Origin of the sequence: Caballeronia udeis (assembly GCF_001544555.2) — a bacterium.
GTDB classification, from domain to species: domain Bacteria; phylum Pseudomonadota; class Gammaproteobacteria; order Burkholderiales; family Burkholderiaceae; genus Caballeronia; species Caballeronia udeis.
Map to the genome: position 1 here is coordinate 1 of NZ_FCOK02000044.1, position 25,646 is coordinate 25,646.

Annotated in this window: 21 protein-coding genes and 2 pseudogenes; 15 read left to right on the forward strand and 8 right to left on the reverse strand. The window is 60.0% G+C overall.

Features of this window, described 5'->3' with window-relative positions:
• Positions 1-267 precede the first annotated feature (267 nt).
• The gene (locus AWB69_RS26750; protein ID WP_062089850.1) at positions 268-666 is read right to left on the reverse strand and encodes a hypothetical protein; all 399 of its coding nucleotides are present in this window, start codon (positions 664-666) and stop codon (positions 268-270) included.
• A 925-nt stretch (positions 667-1,591) separates the two neighbouring features.
• On the opposite strand from AWB69_RS26750, the gene AWB69_RS26755 reads away from it, so the two are divergent.
• Positions 1,592-2,152: an RNA polymerase sigma factor gene (locus tag AWB69_RS26755; protein ID WP_062089851.1), complete on the forward strand. Its 561-nt coding sequence runs from the start codon at positions 1,592-1,594 to the stop codon at positions 2,150-2,152.
• Positions 2,153-2,457: 305 nt separating this feature from the next.
• Here the strand turns inward: AWB69_RS26755 and AWB69_RS26760 are convergent, their stop codons facing one another.
• From AWB69_RS26760 to AWB69_RS26770, 4 genes and pseudogenes are all read right to left on the reverse strand, one after another.
• Positions 2,458-3,708: an ROK family protein gene (locus AWB69_RS26760; RefSeq protein ID WP_062089852.1), complete on the reverse strand. Its 1,251-nt coding sequence runs from the start codon at positions 3,706-3,708 to the stop codon at positions 2,458-2,460.
• 303 nt (positions 3,709-4,011) lie between these two features.
• Positions 4,012-4,229, reverse strand: a pseudogene (locus AWB69_RS46055) (DDE-type integrase/transposase/recombinase); the annotation flags it as partial.
• A 187-nt stretch (positions 4,230-4,416) separates the two neighbouring features.
• Entirely contained in the window at positions 4,417-4,803 is a 387-nt protein-coding gene (locus AWB69_RS26765) for a RidA family protein (protein WP_062089853.1), read from the reverse strand.
• 18 nt (positions 4,804-4,821) lie between these two features.
• On the reverse strand, positions 4,822-6,045 hold the full coding sequence (locus AWB69_RS26770; RefSeq protein WP_062089854.1) for a pyridoxal phosphate-dependent aminotransferase: 1,224 nt from the start codon (positions 6,043-6,045) through the stop codon (positions 4,822-4,824).
• An 80-nt stretch (positions 6,046-6,125) separates the two neighbouring features.
• On the opposite strand from AWB69_RS26770, the gene AWB69_RS26775 reads away from it, so the two are divergent.
• Complete coding sequence (locus AWB69_RS26775) at positions 6,126-7,091, forward strand: LysR family transcriptional regulator (protein WP_082913607.1); 966 nt, start codon at positions 6,126-6,128, stop codon at positions 7,089-7,091.
• Between the two features lie 75 nt (positions 7,092-7,166).
• Here AWB69_RS26775 and AWB69_RS51110 read toward each other — a convergent pair.
• Positions 7,167-7,420: pseudogene (locus AWB69_RS51110) on the reverse strand (hypothetical protein); the annotation flags it as partial.
• A gap of 274 nt (positions 7,421-7,694) precedes the next feature.
• Between AWB69_RS51110 and AWB69_RS26780 the strand changes: the two are divergent.
• From AWB69_RS26780 to AWB69_RS26825, 10 genes are all read left to right on the forward strand, one after another.
• Positions 7,695-8,660, forward strand: coding sequence for an AEC family transporter (locus AWB69_RS26780; protein ID WP_231937240.1), 966 nt, complete (start codon positions 7,695-7,697; stop codon positions 8,658-8,660).
• Positions 8,661-8,782: 122 nt separating this feature from the next.
• Positions 8,783-10,489 (forward strand): NAD-dependent malic enzyme, encoded by a 1,707-nt coding sequence (locus tag AWB69_RS26785; RefSeq protein WP_062089856.1) that lies wholly within the window; start codon positions 8,783-8,785, stop codon positions 10,487-10,489.
• The gene (locus AWB69_RS26790) at positions 10,489-10,830 is read left to right on the forward strand and encodes an acetoacetate decarboxylase family protein (RefSeq protein WP_062089857.1); all 342 of its coding nucleotides are present in this window, start codon (positions 10,489-10,491) and stop codon (positions 10,828-10,830) included. Before AWB69_RS26785 ends, AWB69_RS26790 begins: the two co-directional genes overlap by 1 nt.
• Positions 10,831-10,932: 102 nt before the next feature.
• Entirely contained in the window at positions 10,933-12,654 is a 1,722-nt protein-coding gene (gene poxB / locus AWB69_RS26795; protein WP_062089858.1) for a ubiquinone-dependent pyruvate dehydrogenase, read from the forward strand.
• 42 nt (positions 12,655-12,696) lie between these two features.
• Positions 12,697-12,975, forward strand: coding sequence for a YtcA family lipoprotein (locus tag AWB69_RS26800; RefSeq protein ID WP_197500330.1), 279 nt, complete (start codon positions 12,697-12,699; stop codon positions 12,973-12,975).
• A gap of 21 nt (positions 12,976-12,996) precedes the next feature.
• A complete protein-coding gene (gene mdtN, locus AWB69_RS26805; RefSeq protein WP_062089859.1) occupies positions 12,997-14,097 on the forward strand; it encodes a multidrug transporter subunit MdtN in 1,101 nt (366 codons plus the stop codon).
• Positions 14,094-16,244, forward strand: coding sequence for an FUSC family protein (locus AWB69_RS26810; RefSeq protein WP_082913608.1), 2,151 nt, complete (start codon positions 14,094-14,096; stop codon positions 16,242-16,244). Before mdtN ends, AWB69_RS26810 begins: the two co-directional genes overlap by 4 nt.
• Before the next feature lie 6 nt (positions 16,245-16,250).
• Positions 16,251-17,777 (forward strand): MdtP family multidrug efflux transporter outer membrane subunit, encoded by a 1,527-nt coding sequence (locus AWB69_RS26815; RefSeq protein ID WP_082913609.1) that lies wholly within the window; start codon positions 16,251-16,253, stop codon positions 17,775-17,777.
• Positions 17,778-17,912: 135 nt separating this feature from the next.
• Positions 17,913-18,413, forward strand: a complete 501-nt coding sequence (locus AWB69_RS26820) for a MucR family transcriptional regulator (RefSeq protein WP_082913610.1) — start codon at positions 17,913-17,915, stop codon at positions 18,411-18,413.
• Between the two features lie 164 nt (positions 18,414-18,577).
• Positions 18,578-19,606: a helix-turn-helix domain-containing protein gene (locus AWB69_RS26825; RefSeq protein WP_062089860.1), complete on the forward strand. Its 1,029-nt coding sequence runs from the start codon at positions 18,578-18,580 to the stop codon at positions 19,604-19,606.
• Positions 19,607-19,836: 230 nt separating this feature from the next.
• Here the strand turns inward: AWB69_RS26825 and AWB69_RS26830 are convergent, their stop codons facing one another.
• Positions 19,837-20,751 (reverse strand): LysR substrate-binding domain-containing protein, encoded by a 915-nt coding sequence (locus tag AWB69_RS26830; RefSeq protein ID WP_062089861.1) that lies wholly within the window; start codon positions 20,749-20,751, stop codon positions 19,837-19,839.
• A gap of 132 nt (positions 20,752-20,883) precedes the next feature.
• Positions 20,884-22,209, reverse strand: coding sequence for an MFS transporter (locus AWB69_RS26835; RefSeq protein WP_063977920.1), 1,326 nt, complete (start codon positions 22,207-22,209; stop codon positions 20,884-20,886).
• Between the two features lie 219 nt (positions 22,210-22,428).
• Here AWB69_RS26835 and AWB69_RS26840 point away from each other — a divergent pair, with 219 nt between their 5' ends.
• The 3 genes from AWB69_RS26840 to AWB69_RS26850 all read left to right on the forward strand — a co-directional run bounded on the left by AWB69_RS26840 (position 22,429) and on the right by AWB69_RS26850 (position 25,596).
• Positions 22,429-23,223 (forward strand): class II aldolase/adducin family protein, encoded by a 795-nt coding sequence (locus tag AWB69_RS26840; protein WP_062890663.1) that lies wholly within the window; start codon positions 22,429-22,431, stop codon positions 23,221-23,223.
• Positions 23,224-23,465: 242 nt separating this feature from the next.
• Positions 23,466-25,109, forward strand: a complete 1,644-nt coding sequence (locus AWB69_RS26845; RefSeq protein ID WP_062089862.1) for a fatty acid--CoA ligase — start codon at positions 23,466-23,468, stop codon at positions 25,107-25,109.
• A gap of 22 nt (positions 25,110-25,131) precedes the next feature.
• Positions 25,132-25,596 (forward strand): MaoC family dehydratase, encoded by a 465-nt coding sequence (locus AWB69_RS26850; RefSeq protein ID WP_062089863.1) that lies wholly within the window; start codon positions 25,132-25,134, stop codon positions 25,594-25,596.
• Positions 25,597-25,646: the final 50 nt, after the last annotated feature.

Below are 25,646 nucleotides of genomic sequence, written 5' to 3' on the forward strand. Positions count from 1 at the left end.
GATAGGCAAGTAGGCGAATACCGAACCGGGTTCAATGCGCTGAAGGCCGTCGATCCGGATATCCTGCACGACGAACGAGGCGGTGGCATGCGCCGATACTGCCGTCACACTCAGGCCGACGAGCGCCAATGCCTGCGTGCAACGGGACAATAAGATTTTTACCTTCATGCAGGGGCAAGCGAAAAAAACCAATTCAAAATGAGAACCGGCACCGCGTGCTGTCCAATGGACGACTCGCGATTACGGGCCATGAAGCCTGGCGTTGCGCTATTGCATCCGGAGGCCGGAGAGGTCGCCGGGCTTTGCAAACCCGGTGACGAGGGCAAGCACCTCAGTCAAGTGCGCAGCTTGGGAGCGATGCATCTGAAAAGACAGCTCCGCGCCTCCCGGTAAGCGGAACGTCAAGATCAGGTAAGGTGCCCCGCCTGCATCCTTGCCTAGCGACCATGCTTCGCAAGGCATCGCGAATGTCACGTTTTTCTTCTTATGACGGATTCGCTCCGACGAGCCGATGGCATTCGACAGCGCCGCCAGCAGTTCGTGCATGACCGAGCAGTGCAATGCAATGCGATCCGGCTGGTTGCTCTTCAGCATCAGGTATTGACCGTCTTCTGTCAGCTCGAAGCCATGAAGCGAATCAATTGCGACAGCGAGCGGCGGTTGCATGTGTGCACTCCGGGAAGAAAAGCAGATTAGTGACAAGAACGGCCGAGGCTTGGGTTTTATTCCATCCTCACGAGCGACAAGCCGAGGACCTGCTCGCACAATAGGGAATTGGCGAGACGCGACTCGAACAACTCAACGCGTTTATTGCCCTGAGGCGAAGGCAAGGCTGGTCACGAGTATCGATGGCCGCCGCGTTGTGAGCGGACTGCGAAGTTCCCTCTGCTACCTGTAAGCAGACCGGCGGAAGTTGAAGAAACTTGGCGCTGGTATGGGAGGACCGTGTCTGTTCCGCTACGAGAAGCTTCCGGTGGGTCCGCAGCAGGAAGAGGTTCAGCGATTCATTCGCCGCGAAGGCTGCACAGCGTAATCTTTTGTTGGCAGAGTGTATGCATAACCGTCTTATATATGACCAAGCGGGTTTGCAATTCTACGCAGGCGATATCCCCGATCAATCCGCGATGAACAAGTCATTGATGTGGCGAAACAAAATATTCATGCCATTTTAGACCAGACGTGTTCATAATTAGGTAGGATATTTGGGCATCATGCGATCTCGCATTTCAGGCGTCATTCCAACGGTCGAACGTCAGGCAGATAGTAGGGAAGAGAGCCTTTTTGATGAGTGCAGATTTCACTTTACTCGCGGTCATGTGGCGACAACGAAGGGCAGCGCGATGGACTTTGAATCGGTTAGCGGCGTCAGGAAAGAGTGGGCGAGTGAGCGAAGTTTCGACGTGTGGTGTATCGATACTTGGAGGAGTCAGGAAAATGCACCATGGATAGCGGCATCAACGCCGCATGCACGAGGCCAATGGGGTCGGCCAATTCGTGTGATGGTCGTCATGTCCTGCTTGGTTACTCTTTGCAAATTAATTCCCTGTCGCGCCGATGAAGTTGGGGCCGCATCTGGTAGCGGAGCAAGGCAATGAGCAGCACTGGGGATTTATGCAATATGCTCCCGAAGATGCTGCCGCAATTATGGAAGTTTGCGCTGCGCATTTCCGGAGATAAGCACGACGCAGAAGACCTGATGCAGCTTGCTTGCCTTCGCGCTCTCGAACGGGCGTATCAATTGCAGCCTGATACTGCCCCGCTTAGCTGGATGTTTTCCATTGTATATTCCACGTGGATAAACGAAGTACGGGCGCGCCGTGCGCGAAGCCGTGCGGGGATCGCTTGGGACGACGATCTGCTGGACAGTGTTGCAGATCCTGCCGCCCGTACGCCCGAAGAAAACCTCATGAGCGCTCAAATTGTGAGCGCGGTACAGCGGTTGCCGGAGCCGCAACGTGTCGCCATGCTGCTGGTAGCCATAGAAGGGATGAGCTATAAGGAAGCCGCCGAAGCGCTGGACGTGCCTATCGGCACGATCATGAGCCGTCTGTCGCGCGCGCGGCAAACTATTGGAGCAGCGTTCGGCGTCGGCAAAGACCCCTTGGTCAAAAGGCAGGAATCAAAGGAGACCTCGGTCGGACGCAATGGATGATCACATACAGCGATGAGCACCTGCTTGAAACGAAAGGTGCCGAGGCGAAGGGCGATATGTCACAAAAAAATAGTTAGAATAACTAGATGAAAATTTCATAAATGAATCATCTCGCTGTAACACTCGCTTCCGCACTTTTCAACACACAGCGCTGACTGTTTTCCCGAAATGCCTGGATAGATTCAGAGCCTGAGAGTTTTGTAATGCAACTGAATGTTTTTGTGCAACGGGTGCCGACTCCGGAAAGGAGCGAGCCGAGTCGCCGCATCCGGGCCGTCGGAGACTACTAACGGCGCCAAGGTGAATCAGTCAGATGGACGGCCCAGCAACCGTTCCAACCCGGTACTCAGTAAAGGTCCCGCGGCGCCGAGCATTTCAAGTTCACGGCTACGTTCGTCAGCAATGAGATCGGGACCTGGGAGGTCCAACAAGATACCCTCGCGCAAGAAGGCCTCGCGAAAGGCAATCCACAACTTTGCATTTGCCACGAACGGCCCGGACATAACGACGGTTCGTGGGAATCCAACGCGGCACAGGTTCGCTAACGTCAACACGACATTGCGTAAGGCAATTTGGATCGATGGAAATTCGAGGAGGTCCATTTCGCGAAATATTCTTGCAATCGACTCTTCACTCGCGGCTGGATCGAATTTCTCTCCGAGCAACGCAGGTCCGAGCGACCATAGCGCTGAAGTCGTTTCCAGGCAGCCGCGCCGTCCGCACCGGCATTCGGCGCCTTCATCCGTCCAACGCCAGTGGCCCACTTCGCCGAACCCTTCGGTGCCGCTGAATCTCACCTGGCCCTCGGATGTAGAAGCAACTCCGATCCCGTATCCCCAATGAAAAAGCATCGTCCGGCTGGAAAGCCGCTTGTCTCTCGCCAGCCGAGCGTGCAATTCCGCGTCCAGATTACGGCACGCAGACACTGGAACATCCCATTTTTGCATGACCTCGCGCAGGTCCAAACGTCGCATCAGGGGCCATCGGGTAGAGAACACCCATGTTGCTGCCACCGTGTTGACAAGGCCGGGTAGCGAAAAGCGAGCGCCCACCAGTTTTGTGTTGCTCTTCAACCGCGCAACAGTCCTTTGGCTCAAAAGCTCGATTGTTGCAGAGATAATTTCGTTGGTGCAGTCAGGCCTGAGTTCGCACGCTTCGTGCGCTATGGTCTGCCCAAGAAGGTTCAGAACAGTTGCATGCATTGCTTGGCTTGTAACCGTGAAAACCAAAACAGCGATGCGATGAGAATTCCCTATCAGGACTAGAGAGGGCCTGCCGCGTCGCGTGCGGCGGTCCGCCGTTTCGGCTAACAACTGCGAGCGCAGCAAGTCACTCACCAACTCAGAGACAGAGCTGGACCGCAGCGAAAGCAGGTCCACCAAGTCCTTCCTGGATGCGGCCTGGCCGCGAAACACCGCAGCTAGAATGCGCGCTTTGTCGCTGCCTGACTCCCATCCAATTGATGGATTTTCAAACTGGGCAGGCACCTCATTTTCTACGAACGCTGGCGGTCCGACCTCATCGCGCAGGGCTCGGGCAGATAAATTCTGTCGCATTTTAAACTCTCAGGTTTCAAATATTATGTGGGCATTTTCGCAAAAAGCTGCCTCCAGCATTCGATGCGCCTCGTGGAGGTGGGTGGTGCCGAGTATTCATCGCATTTTAGAACAGATGAGGTCGGAATTCGATGCCATGCAAATGGTATCACCCGATCTTGCAGTTTCGCGTGTTAGCTAGCAAGCTACATCCTATTCCGCAGGGCTTTTCAAAAAGCGCGTATTGCGCTTCAATTCGCTCCCGCGTGGCAAAATAAAGGGTGTGTCGAGATTAGGTGAGAAAGTTGTGTATGGTATGGATTCCTACATGACCAACGAATAGAACTGCTCTGCGGTAGTGCACGCGATATCATCAACTTTCATCTGCCCTTATATGATCATGCGCATTGTCTGAATGCCTGACCAGATGATGCGAGCACACCGGAATCCTTGAAGCCCATCATCGGCCTGATTTGGTGTTTGATGGCCCGATGATCCTGTTCGACGATGTTGTTCAGATACTTGACCTGCCGGATCTTGATAGGCGTTCCCGTTCAGCGTTGATGGGCTGAAGGGCTGAAGGGCTGAAGGGCGGCCAGATTGCCTGCGCGCCTAGCGCGACACAACCCAATAAATGGATCGCTTTCGCTTCCCTAATACCCGCGACGGATCCGTGTCACGAAGGTCATCCCGCCGAGGGACAGTCTTGAAGACTGGATGGACGCGCTCTCAGGCGTCGCGTGCGAGCAGCACGGCGTCTACCTCGATATCGAAGCCTGCGAAGTTTGACTGGATGAGCGTGCGGGCAGGGGGCGGGTCGCTGACGTATTCGGCGTAAATCGCATCGAACGCCTTCGCGTCCGACGGATTCTTCAGGAACACGCCGACTTTGACGGCATCTTTCAGCGACAACCCCGCGGCGTTGGCGGCCGCCTCGAGGTTGTCCAGGGCCATGCGCGCCTGAACCTCAAAGGGCTTGTCGCCGTGGCGCACGTTGTCCCTGTCGCGCGGGGTTTGCCCCGCAAGGAAGACCAGACCCTGTGCCTGGATGGCCACGCTGTAGGTGCCCGCCGGCGGCGGCGTCCGTTCGTTCGAAAAGGCTTTGCGGGTTGTCATTGAGAACCTCCTCTGCACTCAGGCGCGATAACGGTTGATAAGTTGTGCAATGCGCTCGACGGCCTGCACGGCAGCAGCGTGGTTCTGGGAGAAGTTCAGACGGATGCTGTCGGTGGCGTGAGGACTGAACTCTGTGCCTGGCGTCACTGTCACCCCGGCCTGATGGCGGAGAATGCGGACGAAATCGTGCAGCGAGACGGACATCGCGGGCAGGCGAGGGAACAGGTAGCTGCCCGCCTCGGGCAAACGCGCGGCCATGCCGTCTACGGAACAGAACAACCCGAACAGGTCGTCGCGGATGGCCTGATGCTGTGCGATACGTTCCTGCATCCAGCCCTTTGGTTCTTCGAACCAGGTGCGCAGAATCGCTTGGCAATAGCCCGGCGCCCGGAGGGACACGATGGCCTGGAGCTTCTCCATCCGATCGACAAGACGCTTCGGGCCAAAGGCCACGCCCAGGCGATAGCCGCTGAGCGACTCGGTCTTGGACGGTCCCATGATAGTCACGACGTTGTCGGCGTTGATCTCGGTAGCGCGCAGATGCGTGTACGTCACACCGGTATAGAGCAGGCGCGAATAGAGCTGGTCGACGATGACGGTTGCCCCATACCGGTTGGCGAGCGCGGCAATCTGCTCGATCTCATCCTTTGAATAGATGACACCGGCAGGGTTGTTCGGATTGGAGAACAGGAAAGTCCTGACGCCGGCCTTGAACGCTTCTTCGAGCTGATTCAAGTCGAGGCCTGCGCGCGCTGTGTGATCCAGGTAGTCCAGTCGCACGGGCACGACTTCACCACCGGAGAACTCGACCAGCTTCCTGTTGGCGAAATAATCGGGCCGCACGATGGCGACCTTGTCGCCGGCAGTGACCGTGGCTGCAATGGCCAGGAACAGCGCGCTCTGCGTGCCGGGCGTGATGATCAGCTCATTGGCGCCCGACAGTGGCCGGCCGGTGAACGCAGCCAGGTGCACAGCCACGCGCTCGCGCAGCTCGGCACCCCCTCTGTACTCGGTGTACGCCTGCTCGCCACCGCGCTCAACGCCCTTGATGAACTCATCCAGCGAACCAGGCGTGGGGGCGAAGGCACTGGTGTTCACGTCGCCATGTGAGAAATCCACAGGCGTGCCACTCAGGTTGTCACCGCGCAGTAGCGATTCCAGGCCGCCTTCGTGCTGGCGCACCTCTTGGCCCGGCGCATGGTCAGTGGTCAGTTTGGCGAACTTCTCTTCGATCGAACTCATTTCATTACTCGGTGGGTGGAGGGGAGGACGGGAGGTGGGAACATGTCGCTTGGCAATTTACGGCTGCCCACGGTAGTTATATGAGCGGCCTGTCGACCTCAACGTTTACGATAAGACAAAAAAATGCTAATGTGAAACGCACATTTTTCATTCTTAGCAGAAGTTTTTTTTATATGATCCGGTACCTGAAGACGTTCTTGGTGGCAGCCGAATTGGAGTCATTCTCGGCCGCGGGTGCGAAGCTCGGACTCACGCAATCGGCGGTCAGCATTCAGATGAAACAGCTGGAGGCCGACTTGGGCTGTCTATTGTTTCAGCGCAGCGGTAAAGCCGTTCAACTGAGCGATCGCGGTAGGGCAATGCTGATACAGATACGCCATGTGGTCGACATGTACGACGCGCTGAAGATACAAGCTACGGAACTCGTTCCCGAGACGATCGGCCTGGGTGCGATTTCGACCGTTCAATCGAGCTTGCTGCCTGGCATCTTGCGCAAATTTAAGGAACGCTGTCCCCATGCACGTATCAACATCTGTCCGGGGACATCTGCGGAGTTGCTAGCGAAGGTTGACAGTCGCGAACTGGATATGGCCGTTATGATCAAGCCCCATTTCGGTATCCCCTCCGATCTGGAGTGGATGCCATTAATCGACGATATTTTTGTAGCCATCGCTGCTTCCTCGGTCAAAGAGCCAATGGACGAATGGGCGAGTCAACTGCCATTTATACGATACGACCGCCGATCGTTCGGCGGGCGTATCGTGGACCGGTTTTTGCGCCGTCACAAAATACTCATTCGTGAAGGCATGGAGCTTGACGAACCCAACATCATTGTGAAAATGGTCGCCCAGGGTCTGGGGTGGTCGATCATCCCGGCCGCGCTTCTCGATGTACCGTCGGTTAGTTCTATTCAAACGGCGGAATTGCCCGGAAATCCGGTCTGCCGAAACATCGGATTACTAATACGTCCACCGGTCGCCGAAGCAAGTGCTATCCGCGTGCTTGTGAATCAATTCGAAGACACGGTTCGTCTCCTGGATATCTAGCTTATCCAGCTGGCTTTTAGGACTCTGGTGCAAATGGCCTGTCTGGCTGAGATGTTCCCTATAGATAGGGATACCTTATCGATTGAACAGGACGGAATTCCAGAAAAAAGGCGCGGCGGTATCTTTGAACCCGACCATGGGGAGGTTGAACTGTCCCTTGCGAATGCGATGCATCAATTTGATGCCTGAAATCGTGGCCGCGGCATGCCTGAACTGTTTGAAGCCGAGCATCACGTTCGTTCTGGACTTTGGTCAACACGCCACGACCGCCCTGTGGGTATGCCAAAACGATTCCAGTGCTTGACGAACTCGGGTGTAAAGCGCTTCACCCTGTTGTTCGATGTGCCGCGGCCAATCCCCGCGCCAGAAATGGACGGCTCGAGTCGGACAATGGCAAGTCCTGGCCGGCATCGATATCGAGCGATTTGCGGCAATACTGAACGGCGGTGGAGTGGTGACAATCGTGCGAATTCGAAAGCGGCCGAAACGCCGTAGCGGTACATTTCGCGGAACCGCCCGGAGTATGGCGGCGAGGCATTTGTTGGCCTGTCTGGCAATCAGTACGGCGAGCTGACTCAGGCACTCGCCGGACATTCCACGGCTATGCTAAAGGTCAATCCCGTGATTGAAACGATCCTTAACGGACTCCTGCCGGTCGCATTGGCCATCGTTCTTGGATGGCTATCGGCCAGGATTGGTCTCCTGAAGCACGAGGATGCCGGTGTGCTGGCAACCTTGGTCATCCGTTTTGCACTGCCGTTTGCGCTGTTTTACGCAGCGGTCACCACACCCGCTGACCAGATCGTTGACCCAGGACTGGCCCTGTGCCTGACTTTTGGATTGATGGGCAGCTATTTGATCGCCCTTGCGCTGGGTTGCCTCGTGTTCAAGCATGACCTGCGTACCGCCACCATGCAGGCACTGGTGTGCGGATATCCTGACATGGCGTATTTTGGTGCTCCAATCCTGGCAGCCATGTTTGGTCCGCGAGGGTTCCTCGTTGTTCTCGTCGGCAACCTGGTCACCAGTATTCTCATGTTGCCCCTGACCATTGTTCTGACCCACCTTTCGGACAAACGGGAAGCGGGGCACGGCTGGAAGGACGCTGTACACGTCCTTGGCCACAGCCTTTGGGGGGCCGCTATCAATCCGATCGTCTTCCTGCCAATCTTCGGTGTCGTCTTGAGTTTTTGCCACGTGAAGCTCCCGACGCCTGTACTTTCATCAGTGGATTTGATCGGGAAGGCGTCCGGGGGCACCTCGTTGTTCGCGCTTGGTTTGATGCTTTATGGAGAGAAATTCCGCATCAACCTTGACGTCTTGACGAACATTGGTATAAAGAATTTTTTCATGCCGGCAATGATGCTGTTAGGCGTTTTGCTTTTCAAGCTGACAGGAGATCCCGCGCATCAGGCCATTATCACTGGAGCAGTTCCGACTGCGACCGCAGCCGCCATGTTTGCGTTAAAGAACAAGACCTATACCGCTGACGCGACATCAACCATCCTGCTCAGCACGGTCCTGGGAATCGGAACGGAAGCAATACTGATCGGTCTGTTCTCCAGGTAGCGGATTCTTAAATTCAGGTGACCATCGCGAAGTCGCTTCGTACAATCCGGCCGTTCTGGTGTCCGCACGTCTCACACCGGGATCTGAATCGAACTTGATCTAACATTATTCAGGAGTGCGTCATGGAAAAATCATCTGAGGTCGCACAGACCCTTGCGACGGAACTGATGAGCTATGACCTGATCAATCAGCCCGGACTGAACAAGGGAACCGCCTTCACGGAGGAGGAGCGCGATCTGTTCCACTTGCATGGGCTGCTTCCGCCTCATATTGGCACGCTGGAAGAGCAAGCCGCGCGACGGATCAAGGTACTACGCAGTTACGAAACCGACTTTGAACGCTATGCGTATCTTCGGGACCTGCAGGATACCAATGAGACGCTCTTCTATTCGGTGCTCGTCAGCAACCTCGAAGAGCTGTTGCCGATTGTCTATACGCCGACCGTCGGTGAAGGGTGCCAGCGCTTTAGTGAAATCTGGCGTAAGCCGCGCGGACTGTTTCTGAGCTACGCCAATAAACATCGGATTCCTGATATTTTCGCAGACAAACGATTCGATCAGGTTCGCGCCATTGTCGTGACCGACGGCGAACGGATTCTTGGGCTAGGCGACCAGGGTGCTGGGGGTATGGGAATCTCGATCGGCAAACTGGCCCTTTACGTTGGTTGCGCGGGCATTCACCCGGAAGAGACACTGCCCATCTTGCTCGATGTCGGTACTAACAATCAGGAACGTCTGAAGGACCCGCTGTATATGGGGTGGCGGCACGAGCGTGTCACCGGGACCGAATACGACGAATTTGTCGAAGCGTTCGTGACCGCTGTGATGGCGCGTTGGCCGCATGTGCTTCTCCAGTGGGAAGATTTTGCGGGCTACCACGCTGGACCGTTGCTTGAACGCTATCGCGATCGGCTCTGCACGTTCAACGACGATATCCAGAGTACCGCATCGGTCGCGCTGGCGACGCTCCTGGCGGCCATCAACGTCACCGGCATACCGCTGACTGAGCAGCGCGTTGCCCTGCTGGGCGCCGGTTCCGCCGGCTGCGGCATCGTCTCGCTCGTGCTGCGGGCCATGGTCGAGGCGGGCGCCAGTGAAGCGGACGCGCGCAGCCGCTTTTATGCGGTCGATCGCGACGGGCTGCTGGTGGACGGGATGCCGGGTATCACCACCTGGCAGAGGCCATTCGTGCAGAGCCGCGCGGCGGTTGCTAACTGGAAGAGTGAGTCGCCAGGCAAGATCGGGTTATTCGATGTGGTCGCGAACGCGCACCCGACCGTGCTGATCGGCGTGTCGGGTCAATTTGGCGCTTTCACGGAACCAGCGATCCGTTTGATGGCACAGCATGTTCAACAGCCGATCATTTTTCCGCTGTCGAATCCGACATCGCGCAGCGAGGCAACGCTTGAGCAACTCGTCACGTGGACGGAAGGGCGCGCGCTGGTTGGCACAGGCAGCCCGTTTAAGCCCGTCACCTGGAATGGCGTGGAAATAGCCAACAATCAGACGAACAACTCATACATTTTCCCTGGCATGGGGCTCGGCATTCTGGCCGTGAGGGCAAAACGTGTAACGGACGCAATGTTCATGGTCGCGGGCAAGGCGGTCGCTGCCATGTCGCCAACGGTGACCGACCCGAAAGGACGGCTCTTGCCGCGGGTGAGCCAGTTACGCGATGTGGCAATTTCTGTCGCGAGGGTAGTGGCTCGGCAGGCACAGCGGGATGGGGTTGCCACCTTTCTTGACGAGTCGGGCGTGGACGCTCGCATCGCGGAATACATGTGGACGCCGCACTATCGCCGCTATGTCAAGGGCGGTTCGGGAGGGTGATGGGTGGCTTCATACGCGCGATTCCAATACGTAATCGTGCGAATCCTAAAGCACGCCCGGATGACCCGCGACACCATGATCGCAGGCAAACCGAGGCCCGCCGGCATACGTGCCAGCACGACCAGCCTGCGATCAACGAACTGGTGCTCTCGATCACCGATGACCTCAAGGTAGTCGACGCCTGGGCCGGGGAAGGCACGGTGATGTTTCCCGACGCCGCGGGCGAGGAACTGTCGACGCTCGCGCCGGTGCGCAATGGCGCGGGCTTACGCATGTGCATCTCGTACACGGTCACGGACCTGCAACTGCTTGAAGACCTGACGCAACGCCACGCGGGCTGAAGGCATGGCGCGAAACCACAGGAGGCGCATCTTGAACAACCCCCAAGCTTACTCGCGTTCGCTGCTCCCCATAGCGGCGGATACCTCCATCGGGGAGGCATCATGAGCACCGCAGCAGACTACCTGGTCGACGCTCTGACGCAAGCCGGCGTGAAGCGCATTTACGGTGTCGTCGGCGACTCGCTGAACGGCATTACCGACTCGCTCAGGCGTTCCGGCGAGATCGACTGGATCCACGTGCGGCACGAGGAAGGCGCTGCCTTCGCGGCCGGTGCGGAAGCCCATCTCACCGGCCACCTGGCCGTGTGCGCCGGCAGTTGCGGACCGGGCAACCTGCACCTGATCAACGGGCTGTTCGACTGCCACCGCAGCGGTGTGCCCGTCCTCGCGATAGCCGCGCACATTCCCAGCTCGGAGATCGGCATCGACTACTTCCAGGCGACGCATCCGGAAAGCCTGTTCAAGGAGTGCAGCCACTACGTGGAACTCGTGTCGAACGTTGGCCAGTTACCGCAGATCCTGACCCGCGCGATGCGGGTCGCGGTCGGACGGCGCGGCGTGGCGGTCGTCGTGATTCCGGGTGACATCGCGCTGTCGACGACGACTGCCGAGGTTGCACCTTGGCTGATACCGTCGACGCCGCCCGTGCTGCGTCCGGCCGACGACGAGATCGCGCGTCTGGCCGATATGCTGCACGCGGCATCGCGCGTGACGCTGATGTGCGGCGCCGGCTGCGCGGGCGCGCACGACGAAGTGGTCGAGCTCGCGAAGCGCCTCAAGGCGCCTGTCGTGCACTCGCTCCGCGGCAAGGAGTCCATCGAGCACGATAACCCGTTCGATGTTGGCATGACGGGCATGGTCGGGTTCGCGTCGGGCTACGCTGCGATGAAGGCGTGCGACATGTTGTTGCTCCTCGGCACCGACTTTCCATACCGGCAGTTCTATCCGGAAGACGCAAAGATCGCGCAGATCGACGTGCGTCCCGAAGCGCTCGGCAACCGCTGTTCGCTCGATCTTGGCCTGCTCGGCACGGTCAAGGACACGCTCGCCGCGTTGCTGCCTCTCCTCAAGGAAAAGACCGATTCGTCGCATCTCGACAGCGCGCTCGATCATTACCGGAAAGCGCGCAAGGATCTCGACGCGCTTGCCGAGAGCAATCCGTCGAGCACCACGATCCATCCGCAGTATGTGACGCGGCTCGTGAGCCAGCTCGCAGCTGACGACGCGATCTTTACCTGCGACGTCGGCACGCCGATCGCATGGACGGCGCGCTATCTGAAGCTGAACGGCAGGCGCCGGCTGGTCGGCTCGTTCAATCACGGTTCGATGGCGAACGCGTTGCTGCATGCAATCGGCGCACAGGCTGCGTATCCCGGCCGCCAGGTGATCTCGATGTCCGGTGACGGCGGCTTCACGATGATGATGGGCGACTTCATCACGCTGGTTCAGGCGGGGCTGCCGGTGAAAGTAGTTGTGCTGAACAATGGCACGCTGGGTTTCGTGGAAATCGAAATGCGCGCGTCGGGCTTCGTCGATACCGGCACCGAACTCGTCAATCCGAACTTCGCGCGCATGGCTGAAGCGGTGGGAGTGAAGGGCATCCGCGTCGAGAAACCGCAGGAACTTGAAGGCGCGCTCACGGCAGCGCTCGCACACGACGGGCCCGCGCTTGTCGATGTCGTCAGCGCGCGCCAGGAACTGATCATGCCGCCGAAGACCACCATCGATGAAGCCTGGAATTTCGGCCTCTTCATGATGAAGGCGGTGATGGATGGCCGCGGCGGCGAGTTGATCGATCTCGCGAAAGTGAACCTGACGCGCTGAACGGTATAGCTTCATTGCTTGGACCTTCAGGGGGAGATGGCGATGTCGAGTGGTTTGCGCCCTGCGCGCCATGCGTGGGCGATCGCGATGTCGTGCGCGACGCTGACTGCCTGTAGCGACGCGCCGTCGGTCGGCGTGCTGGGCGCGTATTTTCCAGACTGGTTGTTCTGTATCGCGGGCGGCGTGCTGCTGGTCGCATGCGTGCACGTGCTGCTGTCGCGCAGCAGGCGCGGCGATTGGCTCACGCCGCCCGCGATCGTCTACCCGGCGCTGACCGTGCTGTTTTCGGTCGCGCTCTGGGTCGTTGGCTTTAACCTTTAGTCTCTAACCGATCGTCCGACCATGACCGCTGCCCACGGCACGGATGCAGGAAAGCAGCGTCCGCGAACCTGGCCCGCCATGCTGCTGATCGCGCTGGCGGTGATCGCGCTCATCGCCGTGATCTGGCGTGTGGATACCGTGCCGCGTACCGATGACGCCTATGCGTACGCCGACACAATCGGCGTCTCGCCCGAAGTCAGCGGCAAGATCGTGACGCTCGCGGTGCGCAACAACCAGGCGGTGAAGCAGGGCGATCTGCTGTTCGAGATCGACCCTCGGCCGTACCAGTTCGCGTTGCAGCGCGCGCAGGCGGCGCTCGCGCAACTCGACGCGCAGATTCCGCTGACCCAGCGCACCGTCAATGCGCAAGGATTCAGTGCCGACGCGGCAAAGTCCGCGGTCGTGCGCGCGCAGACCGCCGCGAAGCAGGCAGGGGACACGCTGGCGAGAATGGAGCCGTTGATCGGGAAGGGCTACATCTCCGCGGACGAACTCGACCGCGCGCACACCGCGCAACGCGCCGCGCAAGCCGAACTCGCGGCCGCGCAAGCGCAGGCGCGTGAGGCGCAGGCGGCGGTCAGCAGCGTCGCCGCGCTCGTCGCGCAACGCGCGGTGCTGACCGCCGAAATCGCGACGGCGCAGCTTAATCTCGAATACGCGACCGTGCGTGCGCCGTTTGATGGCCGAGTCGTCGAGCTGCGTACATCTATCGGGCAATTCGTGTCCGCGCAAAAACCCGTCTTCACGCTTATCGATACGCGGCATTGGTACGTGGTCGCCAATTTACGCGAGAACGAGCTCGGCAATATTCGTCCCGGCACTCGTGCGACCGTGTACCTGATGAGCAATACCCGCATCCGTTTCAGCGGCTCGGTCGACTCGATCGGCTTCGGCGTCGATCCGCAGGACGGCGGCGGCACCGCAAACGGTCTGCCGAATATCCAGCGCAGCATCAACTGGGTGCACGTCGCGCAGCGCTTTCCGGTGAAGATACTGATCGATCATCCCGATCCGCTGATGTTCCGCATCGGTACATCCGCCGTGGCCGTGCTGCAACCTGAACGTCGCGAGGATCGCGACAATGGCAACAACCATGCCACGCCCAATGGAGCGCCGTCATGAGCGGGCTCGATGGCGTCGGGCGCCGTCTCGCATGGCCGCGGCCGCTCGGGCAGCTGGCAGCCTTCCTGCGTTCGGAGCTTGGCGGGTTTCCGGGGCGGGCCAACGTGACCATGCGCTCCGTGCTCGGCTGCGCGATCGTGATCGTCGTGTCGATGACCTTACAGGTGCCCGAGCTGGCGTTGTCGCTCATAGCGGTGTTCTTCGTCACGCAGTCGAACATCGTGCTGACCCGCGTGGTCGCATTGAGTATCGTGATCGGCACGACCTGCGCGATCGCTTGCATTATCGGCATCTACAAGCTGACGTTCGACTATCCGCTGCTGCGCATCATTATCGCGAGTGCCATCTTTTTTTGCAGCGCCTATCTGATGCGGGCCGTGGCGAAGTTGGGGCTGGTGTTCTTTCTCGTCTCGCTGATCGTGATTTACGCGCAGACCTTTGCCGATCTGACCGATAACGCGGAAGCACTGGTGCGTGACTGTCTGTGGGTGTGGGTAGCGGTCAACTACTCAGTTGTCCTGTCGCTGATCATCAACACGCTGTTTCTGCCGGCCGAGCCGGAGCGGCAGTTGCGCGCCGCGATGCAACGGCAGCTCGCGACGGCCCATGCGCGGCTCGCTGCCGTGATCGACTCGGATGCGCCGGCCGTGCGCATCGGCTCGCTCGATCTGGAGCGCGGCGCACTGGCGTTGCAGAAGCTGTTGCGCTTTTCGACCATGCGTCACCACTACAGCCCCGAGGATGAGGCGGCGAGGCTGGCCTGCGTGACCGTGGTATCGCGCATCTTCGAGGCTGCGGCGGTGCTGCCCGACCATGATGCCCATGCTGTCACGCACGGCGCCGGGCAGATCAATGCCATCCGCGCGGTGCAGGACGAACTCGTGTCGCTCGACCACGCGATTGGCGAGGACGCGCAATGGCTGCACTGGAGCGCATTGCGCCAGGTGCCGGTGTCGACCTCGATACCGGCGCTCGACGCGATGCAGCGCGCGCTCATCGCGTTCTCCGATGCCACGCGCAACGCCGTCGCGCCGACGCCGCCGGACGATGCCGCTGCGGCCGGTGCAACAGCGAAAGCGGCGGAGAAACCGGCCCCGCTCGAACCGGACATCTTCGCGAATCCGCGCTACGCCCGTTTCTCGCTGCGTACGCTGTTCTCGGTGCTGATTTGCTACGTGTTCTATAACGCGGTGAACTGGCCGGGCATCCACACGATCATGCTGACATGTCTCGTGGTCGCGCTGCCGAACCTTGGCGCATCAAGCCGTCAAGGCGTGCTGCGGATCAGCGGCGCATTGATCGGCAGCGCGCTGGCGCTGTTCATGGTTGCGTTCGTGATTCCGCAACTGGAGAGCGTGACAGGGCTGCTATTGATGAGCCTGCCCGTGATTACGCTCGGCGCCTGGGTGTCGGCGGGTTCCGAGCGGAGCAGCTATGCCGGCATCCAGATCATGTTTACGTTTGCGCTGGCGTTGCTCGAATCGTTCTCTCCGCCGTCCGATCTCACCGAGATCCGCGACCGGATCGTCGGCATTCTGCTAGGCGTCGGCGTGGCGACCTTCATCCAGATGTCGCTGTGGCCGGAAGGCGAAGCAGATACGCTGCGTGCACAACTGGCCTCGGTATTGCGCAGGATCGCGGCGCTGGTGCGCCTCGAGGCGAACGCTATGTTCACCGGCCCGCGCGCGACGGATTCGCCCGAGGTGGTCGCAACGTGGGCCACGATCGCGGACTGCGAGATGGTGTTGGCGCGCGTCGCGCTCGAACCCGACTGGCGCGAGGGCGAGACGGCTCGTATCACACTGCTGTCGCAGACGGTACTCGCGCAGAGCCGTGCGATGCTTATCGCTATCGAAGCGTTTCACCACGAGGCGATGATCGGCGCGTTGGCAGGCGCGTCGATGGAGGGCGCAGCGAAGTTTCAGTCGGATGTCGCGGATGCCCTTGAGCGATACGGGTCACAGCTTGCGGCCGAGCCACCGGCCGCGATGACGCCTGCACCGATCGACCCAAGTGCACTGCGCGTCACACCAGCAAGTGCAAGTGCGCTGGAACGGCTCGCGCAACAGATCGATGCAGCACTCGCCGGATTGCCGCGTTGGTCGGCGGACGAGCGTGCGTCCGGCGAATTCGCTAGTGCGGGGTGATCTGCGATGACGCGCTTCGCTTGCATCCTGCGCCGCCTTCCGCGCTTACCCTATGCACTGGCCGCAAGACTGGCCGACCACTGGCTCGCCTCTCTCGCGCTGCCGTTGCTTGCCTCGTGCGCGATCATTCATCACGACAGTCCACCCGCCGCGATGATCACACCGCAGCAGATTCGCCTCGCCGACGACATCCATCTCGCGAACGAAGGCTGGCCGTCGGCGCGCTGGTGGGAGCAGTATCACGATCCGCAACTCAATACGCTCGTCGACCTCGCGCTCGCCCGTGCGCCGACGCTCGCCGTTGCGCGCGAGCACGTCTCGCAGGCCAACGCGCAGGTCGAGCTGATCCGCGCGGCGTCCGGTCTGCAGATGTCCGCGCTTGCCGAGACCGATCGCGAGCATGTCTCGGGGCACGGTTTCCTCAGCGCGTACGCGTCGCATGACCCGGCGATCGGCGCGTATGGGCCGTGGTATTGGACCGGGCTGGTAGGCGTTGACGCTCACTACGACATCGACATCTGGGGCAAACAGCGCGAACTCGTGCGCGCAGCAATCGGCGAGCAGAACGCACGGCGTGCAGAGGCGGCGCAGGCCGAGCTTGAGCTCTCGGCAGGCGTCGCGCAGCTCTACTACAGCATCCAGATCACCTACGCGAGTCTCGACCTGTTGCGCCAGCTTCGCGAAGTGCGCGCGTTCGAGTTCGACACGCGATCGGCGCGGCACGAACGCGGCCTCGAAGCGCTGACTCAGACCGCCCGCGCGCGCGCGCAGTTGCTCGCGATCGACCAGCAGATCGCGTCGAGCGAGGAGCAGGTCGTGCACGCGCGCGAGGCGTTGCGCGCGCTGGCGGGCGCCGGTCCCGACGACCTGCCGGCGATCGCGCCGGTGCCGCTGCCGGCGCCGTCGGTTTCGCTGCCGTCGACGCTGTCGTATGAACTGCTCGCGCGGCGCCCGGATCTGCAGGCAATGCGCTGGCTGGTACAGGCGTCGTTCGACAAGATCGATTCAGCGAAAGCGGCGTTCTACCCGAGCTTCGATATCACCGCGTTCTTCGGTTTCAATGCGCTGCGAATGCGCGACCTGTTCACGCATTCGAGCCAGCAGATCAACCTCATTCCCGGCCTTACCCTGCCGATCTTCGATGGCGGCCGCCTGAACGCGAACCTGCACGGCGCACGCACGGCCAGCAACACGCTGATCGAGCAGTACGACCAGGCGGTGCTCGACGCAGTGCGCGACGTCGCGCAGAGCGGCAGCGAGATCGACGACCTCGATCATCGCGTGCATCTGCAGCATGACCGGATCGACGCGTTGCGTTTCGCGAGCGACAGCGCCGAGGCGAGCTACCAGACCGGCCTCGGCGACAGGACGAGCGCGATCCAGGCGAAGGCGCCGGTGATCCAGGGGCGCATTGAGCTCGTGCAGCTTACCGGCGACGAGATCGAGGCGGGCATCGTGCTGACCCGCGCGCTTGGTGGCGGCTATCGCAACGAGGACCTGCCGGGCGACCTCGGCAGCACGAAGGTGCATTAGAAGTGGGCGAGCGCGCCGGGTTCGTTGCTGCTGCCGGTCGACCGTGCAGGAGTCACGTCCCCCGTTCGGGGGATTGATCGCCATGCCCGGGCGATCCTAACGTAACCGATGACCCGCCTGCCAGGGAGCCCGGTCATGAAGACTCATGATGCTTTGAGGAATCCGCACTCCGCTTCGGGCAACACCGCTGTTCCACCCGGAACCGTTGATCTGTCGACTCAGGGCGGGACGGAGGACATCGACCTGATCGAACTCACTGCCGAGATCGTGGCGAGCTTCGTGTCGTGCAATCCATTGCCGGCAGCCGACCTGCCGGCGTTCATATCGAGCACCTACGCCGCGCTGGCCGCATTGCGCACGCACTCGGCACCGGCCGCGCTGCAGCGGGCTGCGGTGCCGATAGAGGAATCGGTGCACGACGATTACCTCGTCTGCCTGGAGGACGGACACAAACTGAAATCGCTCAAGCGCTATTTGCAGCGCCACTTTGCGATAACCCCTGACGAATACCGCGCGAAGTGGGGCCTGCCCGCCGACTACCCGATGGTCGCACCGGCCTATTCCGCGCTGCGCTCGGCGATCGCGAAGCGCCATCCCGCGGGTGCAATCAAGCCGCGGCGCGGCAACCTGAGTTGAACCCACGAACGGGGGACGCCGCTCCCGTCGCTCTCGCGCTCCCCCGAAGAGGGGATGTCGCGCCGTCGCCGGACTGCGCAACATGTGGACTGTCGACATCCGCCCCCGGAAGCCGCCTGGTTTGCGTCGCGGGCACGTCGCCGGTATCGACAGGAGAGGCGCACATGATCACGCGGACACCGAATGCTGCGCTCGGCAACGAGGCGGCAGGTTTCGCCGCCAATAGCAGGACCACGGCCGACCATCCGGTCGTGCTGGTCGAGCAAGACTGGCGTTGCCCGCCGCCGTCCGCGGCCGGCAGCGCCACCGGCGACCGGATCGCCGTAGGGCGCTGGGCCTGGGAGCCCGGCGAAGGGCTGGAGGTGTCGAGCCGCTGCGACGACCGCTTCTGCATTGTCGGCATCAGTCTGACGCCGGCCACGGTGCGCTTCCAGCACGGCGGCAACGTGATCTGGGATGGCCCCGTGATGCCGGGCTCGATCCAGATCACGACGCCCGGCGAAAGCGTCAGTGCGGCGTATTCCACGTCGTGCCGCGTCATGCATCTGTTCATCGAGCCGAAGCTGCTGTCGAAACGGTACGAGGAGGCCGAGGGTGAGCTTCAGGAGCCGCTCCGGTCGATCGAGAGCCCGAGCATCTTCCGCGACGTCGCGGTCGAGCGGCTCGCGACCGCGCTTGAGGAAGTCAATCCGGTCGCCGACGCGTCCGGCCGCCTCTACGCGGACAGCATCTGCGACGCAATCATCACGCGCCTGCTCACGCGGGCTGCCGAGCTCACGCCGGGGGCCGCGCGGCGCGCGTCGCCGCTGCCGAAGTGGCGTTTGCGGCGCGCGCTCGATTTCATCGAAGCGAATCTGGCGCAGCCGATCGGACTTGCCGATGTCGCCGCCAGCGCCGGCCTCACCCGCATGCATTTCGCCGCGCAGTTCCGCTCGACGACCGGCTATTCCCCGCATGCGTACCTGCTGCGGCGCAGGATCGAGCATGCCCAGATGTTGCTGCGCACGACGGCGCTCAGCGTGCTCGACGTCGCGCTCAGTTGTGGCTTCGGCTCGCATGCGCACTTCACGACCGTCTTCGGGCGGATGGTCGGTGAGTCGCCCAACAGCTGGCGGTCCCGCATGCGCGGCGAGGGGCTGATCGCGGAGCTGCCCGTGGCTACCTCCGCACGCCGGAGGGACACCGAAACGTGATCACGCAGGCTGAGCTGACGAATGACAAATGCAGGCGCGTCTCGTTGCGCCTGCTCGACGGCGGTTCATGCGAGCAGGCCGCGAAACTGCCTGAAGCACGCTTCGAGCGAGATGCTTCAAGCGTAAGGCATGGGGGAGCCGTCATGGAGCCAATCCCCCCTTTAGGGTGATATCGCGTAGTAAGGACGGTTTTGTCGCATCGAAAAATCGAGGCGCCGAGATCAAAGGAATCAGTCAAGCGAAGCCTTATAGTCTTTAACGGCAGACTCCATCCAGGCTATAAATTTCGTTAGTGACGCCAACTCACGTTTTTGTTCAGGAAAGGAAAGATAGAGCGTTGCCGAGCCTCGGCTAACGTATTGACCAATTCGAACGAGCTTTCCTGAATGCAACTCCTGATCGATTAAAAGACGCGGCAGCAGCGCGATTCCAAGACCCGATACTGCCGCGTTGATCGCCATGATGAACATGTCGAAATAGTGCTCGCCTCCGGTATGCTCGACCGGACTCAAATTGAGCGTCTCGCGCCATGCCTGCCAGACTGTGGCTTGATCGCGGGTATGAATCCAGGGCAAGGCAGCGATCTCCGAGGTTGAACACTCGCGTCCGTGACCCAGCAATTCCGGAGCGCCGACCATCCATATCTCATCTTCGGTAATGAGCGCCTGTCCAGCCATTCCGGGCACCAAGGACTGCCCGAAGTAGATCGCGGCATCGAAATTAAGATCGTTGAAATAAGTCGGCTGGTCCCGGCCCATCAAGCGAAGTTCCACGCCCGGATACCGCTCGTGGAAATTGCGCAGCCGCGGTACAAGCCACTGCGCTGCAAACGTGACACCTACGGCCAAGCGAATCGGCGGACTGGTTTGATGCTGAATGAGCTCAAGCGTGTCGAGCCGGATCTGATCCAGGTGAACACGAATACGGCGTGCGTACTCGATACCCGGCTCAGTCAGCACCAGCCGCTGCCGCACACGATCAAACAGTGGAAACCCGAGCCCGGCTTCCAACTCGTTAACCTTCTTGCAAATCGCGCCTTGCGTCTGCTGCAACTCTGCCGCGGCCTTCGAAAAACTTTGATACCGCGCAGAGGCCTCGAACGCTTGTAAAACGCTCAAGCTTGGAATGCCGTGTCGCATTGACATTGTATTTCCTCGGTGTCTGCACTCAGGAACTGCACTCGCGATCTATTTTGAGCGATGTGACATTCCGAGTCCACGGTACACCGCAACCGTTCGAAACCTGAAGTGCTGAGCGTTTGCGCGACGCGACATGTTCTAAAAGGCTATGCCGGACGCCGATGCATGGTGCCGGTTACGATCGAGTGCGATGGCCAATATGGCGGCGAATGTCATCGCGATTGCGATCGCCACAAACGCGTACTGGAACGTGCCGGTGGTGTCCCGGACCCATCCTATGAAGTAAGGCATCAGGAAACCAGACGACACGCCGATACTCGTGATCAAGGCAATGCCCGTTGCCGCAGCCCGATCCGTCAAGATACGGCTAGGCATTTGCCAAAAGGTCGAAATGCTGCAGAAACACGCCGATGTTCCGATCGCCAATGCGATGATCGTATTGATTGGCGACTCGAGATACAGCGCGGTAGCCAGTGACGCCCCAGACACCAGCAGCGGGCCCGCCACGTAATATGCGTTTATGGATCTCTTGCTGACAATCCGGCCCCACAACAACACGGCGATGACCGCCACCGCAAACGGTATGGCGGTAATCAGGCCGATCTCGCTCAGCGTCAGGTCGGCACCGTTCTTGAAGGTCTTGACCACCTGCGGCAAGAAGTACAGCAAGCCGATGATGCCCGAATTGGTACCGAAGTAGACCGCGCCCAACGCCCAGACCTTCAGGTTTGAAATGGTCTCCCATGCGCTTGTGGGTTCCACCCACTGCGCGGCAGCTTTTCTCTCAGGTGCAATAGCCTCGTTGATCTGCTCCTTCTCCTCGCTCGACAGCCAGCGAGCGGTCTCAGGCCGGTTGGGAAGCCAAAAATAAGCAATAAAGCCTAACGTAATGGCTGGCAAACCTTCCACCAGAATCATGGCGCGCCAGCCGGTGACACCGAACACATTGAGATGCTCCATGAGCCACGTCGATATGGGAGCGCCGAGCATTCCTGTCAACGGGATCGAGACCGTGAAAAGTGACATCATCCATACCCGGTTGCGTGCCGGCATCCACAACGTCATGTAGTAGACCATCCCCGGATATAAGCCGGCTTCAAAAACGCCCAGGAAAAAGCGTGCCAGGTAGAGCCAATAGACGTTGGGCACGAAGCTGGTCAACGAAGACAGAAGGCCCCAGGTAATCAATATCCGAGCCATCCAGATTCGCGCGCCAAAGCGATGCATGCATAGGTTGCTAGGCACTTCGCACAAGATGTACCCAAGAAAGAACAAACTTGCTGACAGGCCATATTGTGCCGCGCTCATGTGTAACTCGGCGTTCATCGTCAATGCGGCGTAACCCACGTTAGCGCGATCAAGCTGATTTGCGATGTACATCAGAATCATCAGCGGTGCGAGACGCATCACGACCCGCCTCATCAGCGGTGCAGGTAACGCCATGCCTGTATCAAGTGTGCTCATGATGCTCCGGTATGAATGTCTGGTTGCTTCGAGGAGCATTAGGCACGTGCCATTTTCCCCGTGCAAGCGACGGAAACTATTGAGCTTGTGAGCTTTTGTCACAATCGGCAAAGCCATGCCGGTCGTGAGTAAAAGTGGGTCGCTTGTTATTGAATATCGATGGACGGTCGGGGAAACAGCTCGGAGAATTGCTATCCATCAATGTAACGAGAGCACACGATGAGCGGCATCAGCGAAGCAGAATTCATAATCCCGACGCCCATTGGCGGGCGTCTTCCGACGCCCGAGGTCTTCGACAACGTAGGGGAGGAACGCCGCGACCGCAAACGCAGGCTTGCCGCAGCGTTTCGCATCCTGGCACGGTTCGGTTTGACGGAGGGCATTGCGGGCCACATTACTGTCCGGGACCCGGAATTTCCCGATCGATCCTGGGTCAATCAATACGCTCAGCACTTTTCCACCATCTGCCCCGACGACTTGATTTGCATAGACGACACCGGTGTCGTCCATGACGGAACCGGACCGGTCAACGCGGCCGCCGTCGCTATCCACTGCGGCATTCACAGCGCTAACCCCGCCGCTATCGCAGCGGTGCATACGCACACGACTTGGGGCCGGGCTTTCTCCGCCCGATCCAGGCTGTTAGCTCCGATCAACCAGGAAGCGTGTCTCTTCTACGAAAATCATGTGCTGTTTCGCGGTGACATTGTCGTGCTGGCGACAGACGAAGGACGCCGGATTGCAGAAACCATGGGTGAAAAGAAGGCAGCAATTCTTCTGAATCATGGCTTGCTGACAGTGGGCGGATCGGTTGACGCAGCGGTGTATCGCTTCATCGCGATGGAGCGTTGCTGCCAGGTACAACTGCTCGCGGAAGCGGCTGGCGCGATCGAGCCATTGAGTGAAGAAGAGGCGCTTGCGACCAGGGCGCATCTGGCGTCGGATTACGTAGCCTGGCTTGGATTCCAGGGGCTATATCAACAGGTGATCCGGGAAGCGCCTGACCTGGGGTGACACATGTTGCGGGTACGGCGTTCTCCTTCTCACGCCGATTACTTCCGCCGCTTCGCGCGCGATCCGTCAAAACCTCCCTTATCTTCCCGCCTCCCCTTGAAGCTCCCCTGTTCGGGGGATGTCTCCTTCCTGCGAATAATTCGATGATGGCATCAACCGGGATGCCACCGTGCGCGATATGCGCCGACGGACTTGCGTCAGTTGTGTCAACCCGATCCATTTCTCGACTTCAGGAGATGTAGATGCAGGACGCTGTGCAGGACTCGACGTCATCCCCCTATGCCTATCCGCTGTTGATCAAGCAATTGCTGCATACGCCGTTCGTTCAGGCGCCGGACCAGGAAATCGTCTACCGCGGCGAGTTGCGGATGACCTATACCACGCTGAGGGAACGCATCGCCCGGCTCGCTAATGGCCTGAACCGGCTCGGTGTGCGGCATGGCAGCACCGTGGCGGTAATGGACTGGGACAGCCACCGCTATCTGGAATCATACTTTGCAGTCCCGATGATGGGCGCCGTTCTTCAGACGGTCAACGTAAGGTTGTCGGACGCGGAGATCGCTTACACGATCAACCACGCTGGCGCAGAAGTGCTGTTTGTCCACACTGATTTCCTGCCCGTGGTCGAAGCGATCAAGGATCAGCTTGAAACGGTCCGCACATTCGTGTGGATCGACGAGCCGGGCAGTGAAGCGTGTGCCCACACCATTGCGTTCGCCACGGAATACGAGGCAATGCTCTCGGCAAGCGCAACGAGCTACGACTTCCCCGACTTCGACGAGAATACCCGCGCCACCACGTTCTACACGACGGGAACCACCGGTCTGCCCAAGGGTGTGTACTTCTCGCATCGGCAACTGGTTCTGCACACCATCACCCTGATGGCGGCATTGGCGAGCCCTGTCTCGGGACAGCGTTTCCATCGTGGCGACGTGTACATGCCGCTCACCCCGATGTTCCACGTCCACGCCTGGGGCATGCCGTATATCGCCACGGTTCTGGGTGTGAAGCAGGTCTATCCCGGACGCTATTTGCCGGACCGGCTCGCACGACTCGTGCGCGAAGAGGGCGTCACGTTTTCGCATTGTGTGGGCACGATCCTGCACATGCTGCTCGCGTGCGAGGAGGGGAAAGCCACGGACATGAGCAAGTGGAAGATCATCATTGGCGGCGGCGCGTTGCCGCAAGGCCTTGCCAAAGCGGCGCTGGACCGGGGCATCGACGTGTTCGTCGGTTACGGGATGTCGGAAACGTGCCCCGTACTCAGTCTCGCGCAACTTCCTCCCGGCGCTGAAAAGCTCGACGCCGACGAGCAGCTTCGCCTGCGCTGCAAGACCGGCCTTCCTGTTCCTCTTGTTGACCTGCGTGTCGTCGACGACAACATGGACCCACTCGCCCGCGATGGCAAAGCCACCGGCGAGATCGTCGCGCGCGCACCGTGGCTCACGCAAGGCTATCTGAACAATCCCGAGGCTTCAAGGCAGCTTTGGACCGGCGGTTATCTCCATACGCAGGACATCGCGAATATCGATCCGACGGGTAACGTACAAATTACTGACCGTCTCAAGGACGTGATCAAGTCCGGCGGCGAGTGGATTTCATCGCTCGAGATAGAAAGCCTGATCTCGCAATACGAGGGCGTTTCTGAAGTGGCCGTGATCGGCATCAAGGACGAGAAGTGGGGGGAGCGGCCGGTGGCGCTGGTGGTGCTCAAGGAGGGGGCGGCAGTCACGGAGGACGACATCAAGCAGCACGTACTGTCGTTCAGCACATCCGGAAAAATATCGAAATACGCGGTGCCGCAGATCGTGAAGTTCGTCGATGCGCTGGGAAAGACAAGTGTCGGCAAGATCAACAAGAAGTGGCTGCGCGAGCAGTTCGCCTGACCCGTCACAAGGAGCAAACACGATGAGCATCAAGGGATACAACGTCACCAGCATTGACGATTTCGTTGGCCGCGAACTGGGGGTATCGGACTGGGTTGTCGTCGACCAGGCCCGTATCAATGCGTTCGCCGAGTGTACGGGCGACAAGCAATGGATTCACGTGAACGAGGAACTGGCGAAGCGCGAGAGTCCGTTCGGCGGCACGATCGCGCATGGCTATCTGACGCTTTCACTACTGGCGTCGCTCGCGATGGAGATTGGAGTCATTCCCGAGGACGCATCGGCGGGGCTGAATTATGGGCTGGACAAGGTGCGCTTCATGACGCCGGTGAAAGCGGGGGCGCGGGTGAGAAATCGCGTGACGCTGATGTCGGTGGAAAAGAAGGGCGGCGGCCGGATCGTCATCAAGATGATCAACGAACTGCAGATCGAGGGCGAGGAGAAGCCGGCGCTGATTGCCGAGACATTGGCGATGCTGGTCTTGTAAGTGCAAGCCACTGTGTTGGCGAAGCGCATGGAGATGTTTGAGGAGCAGCA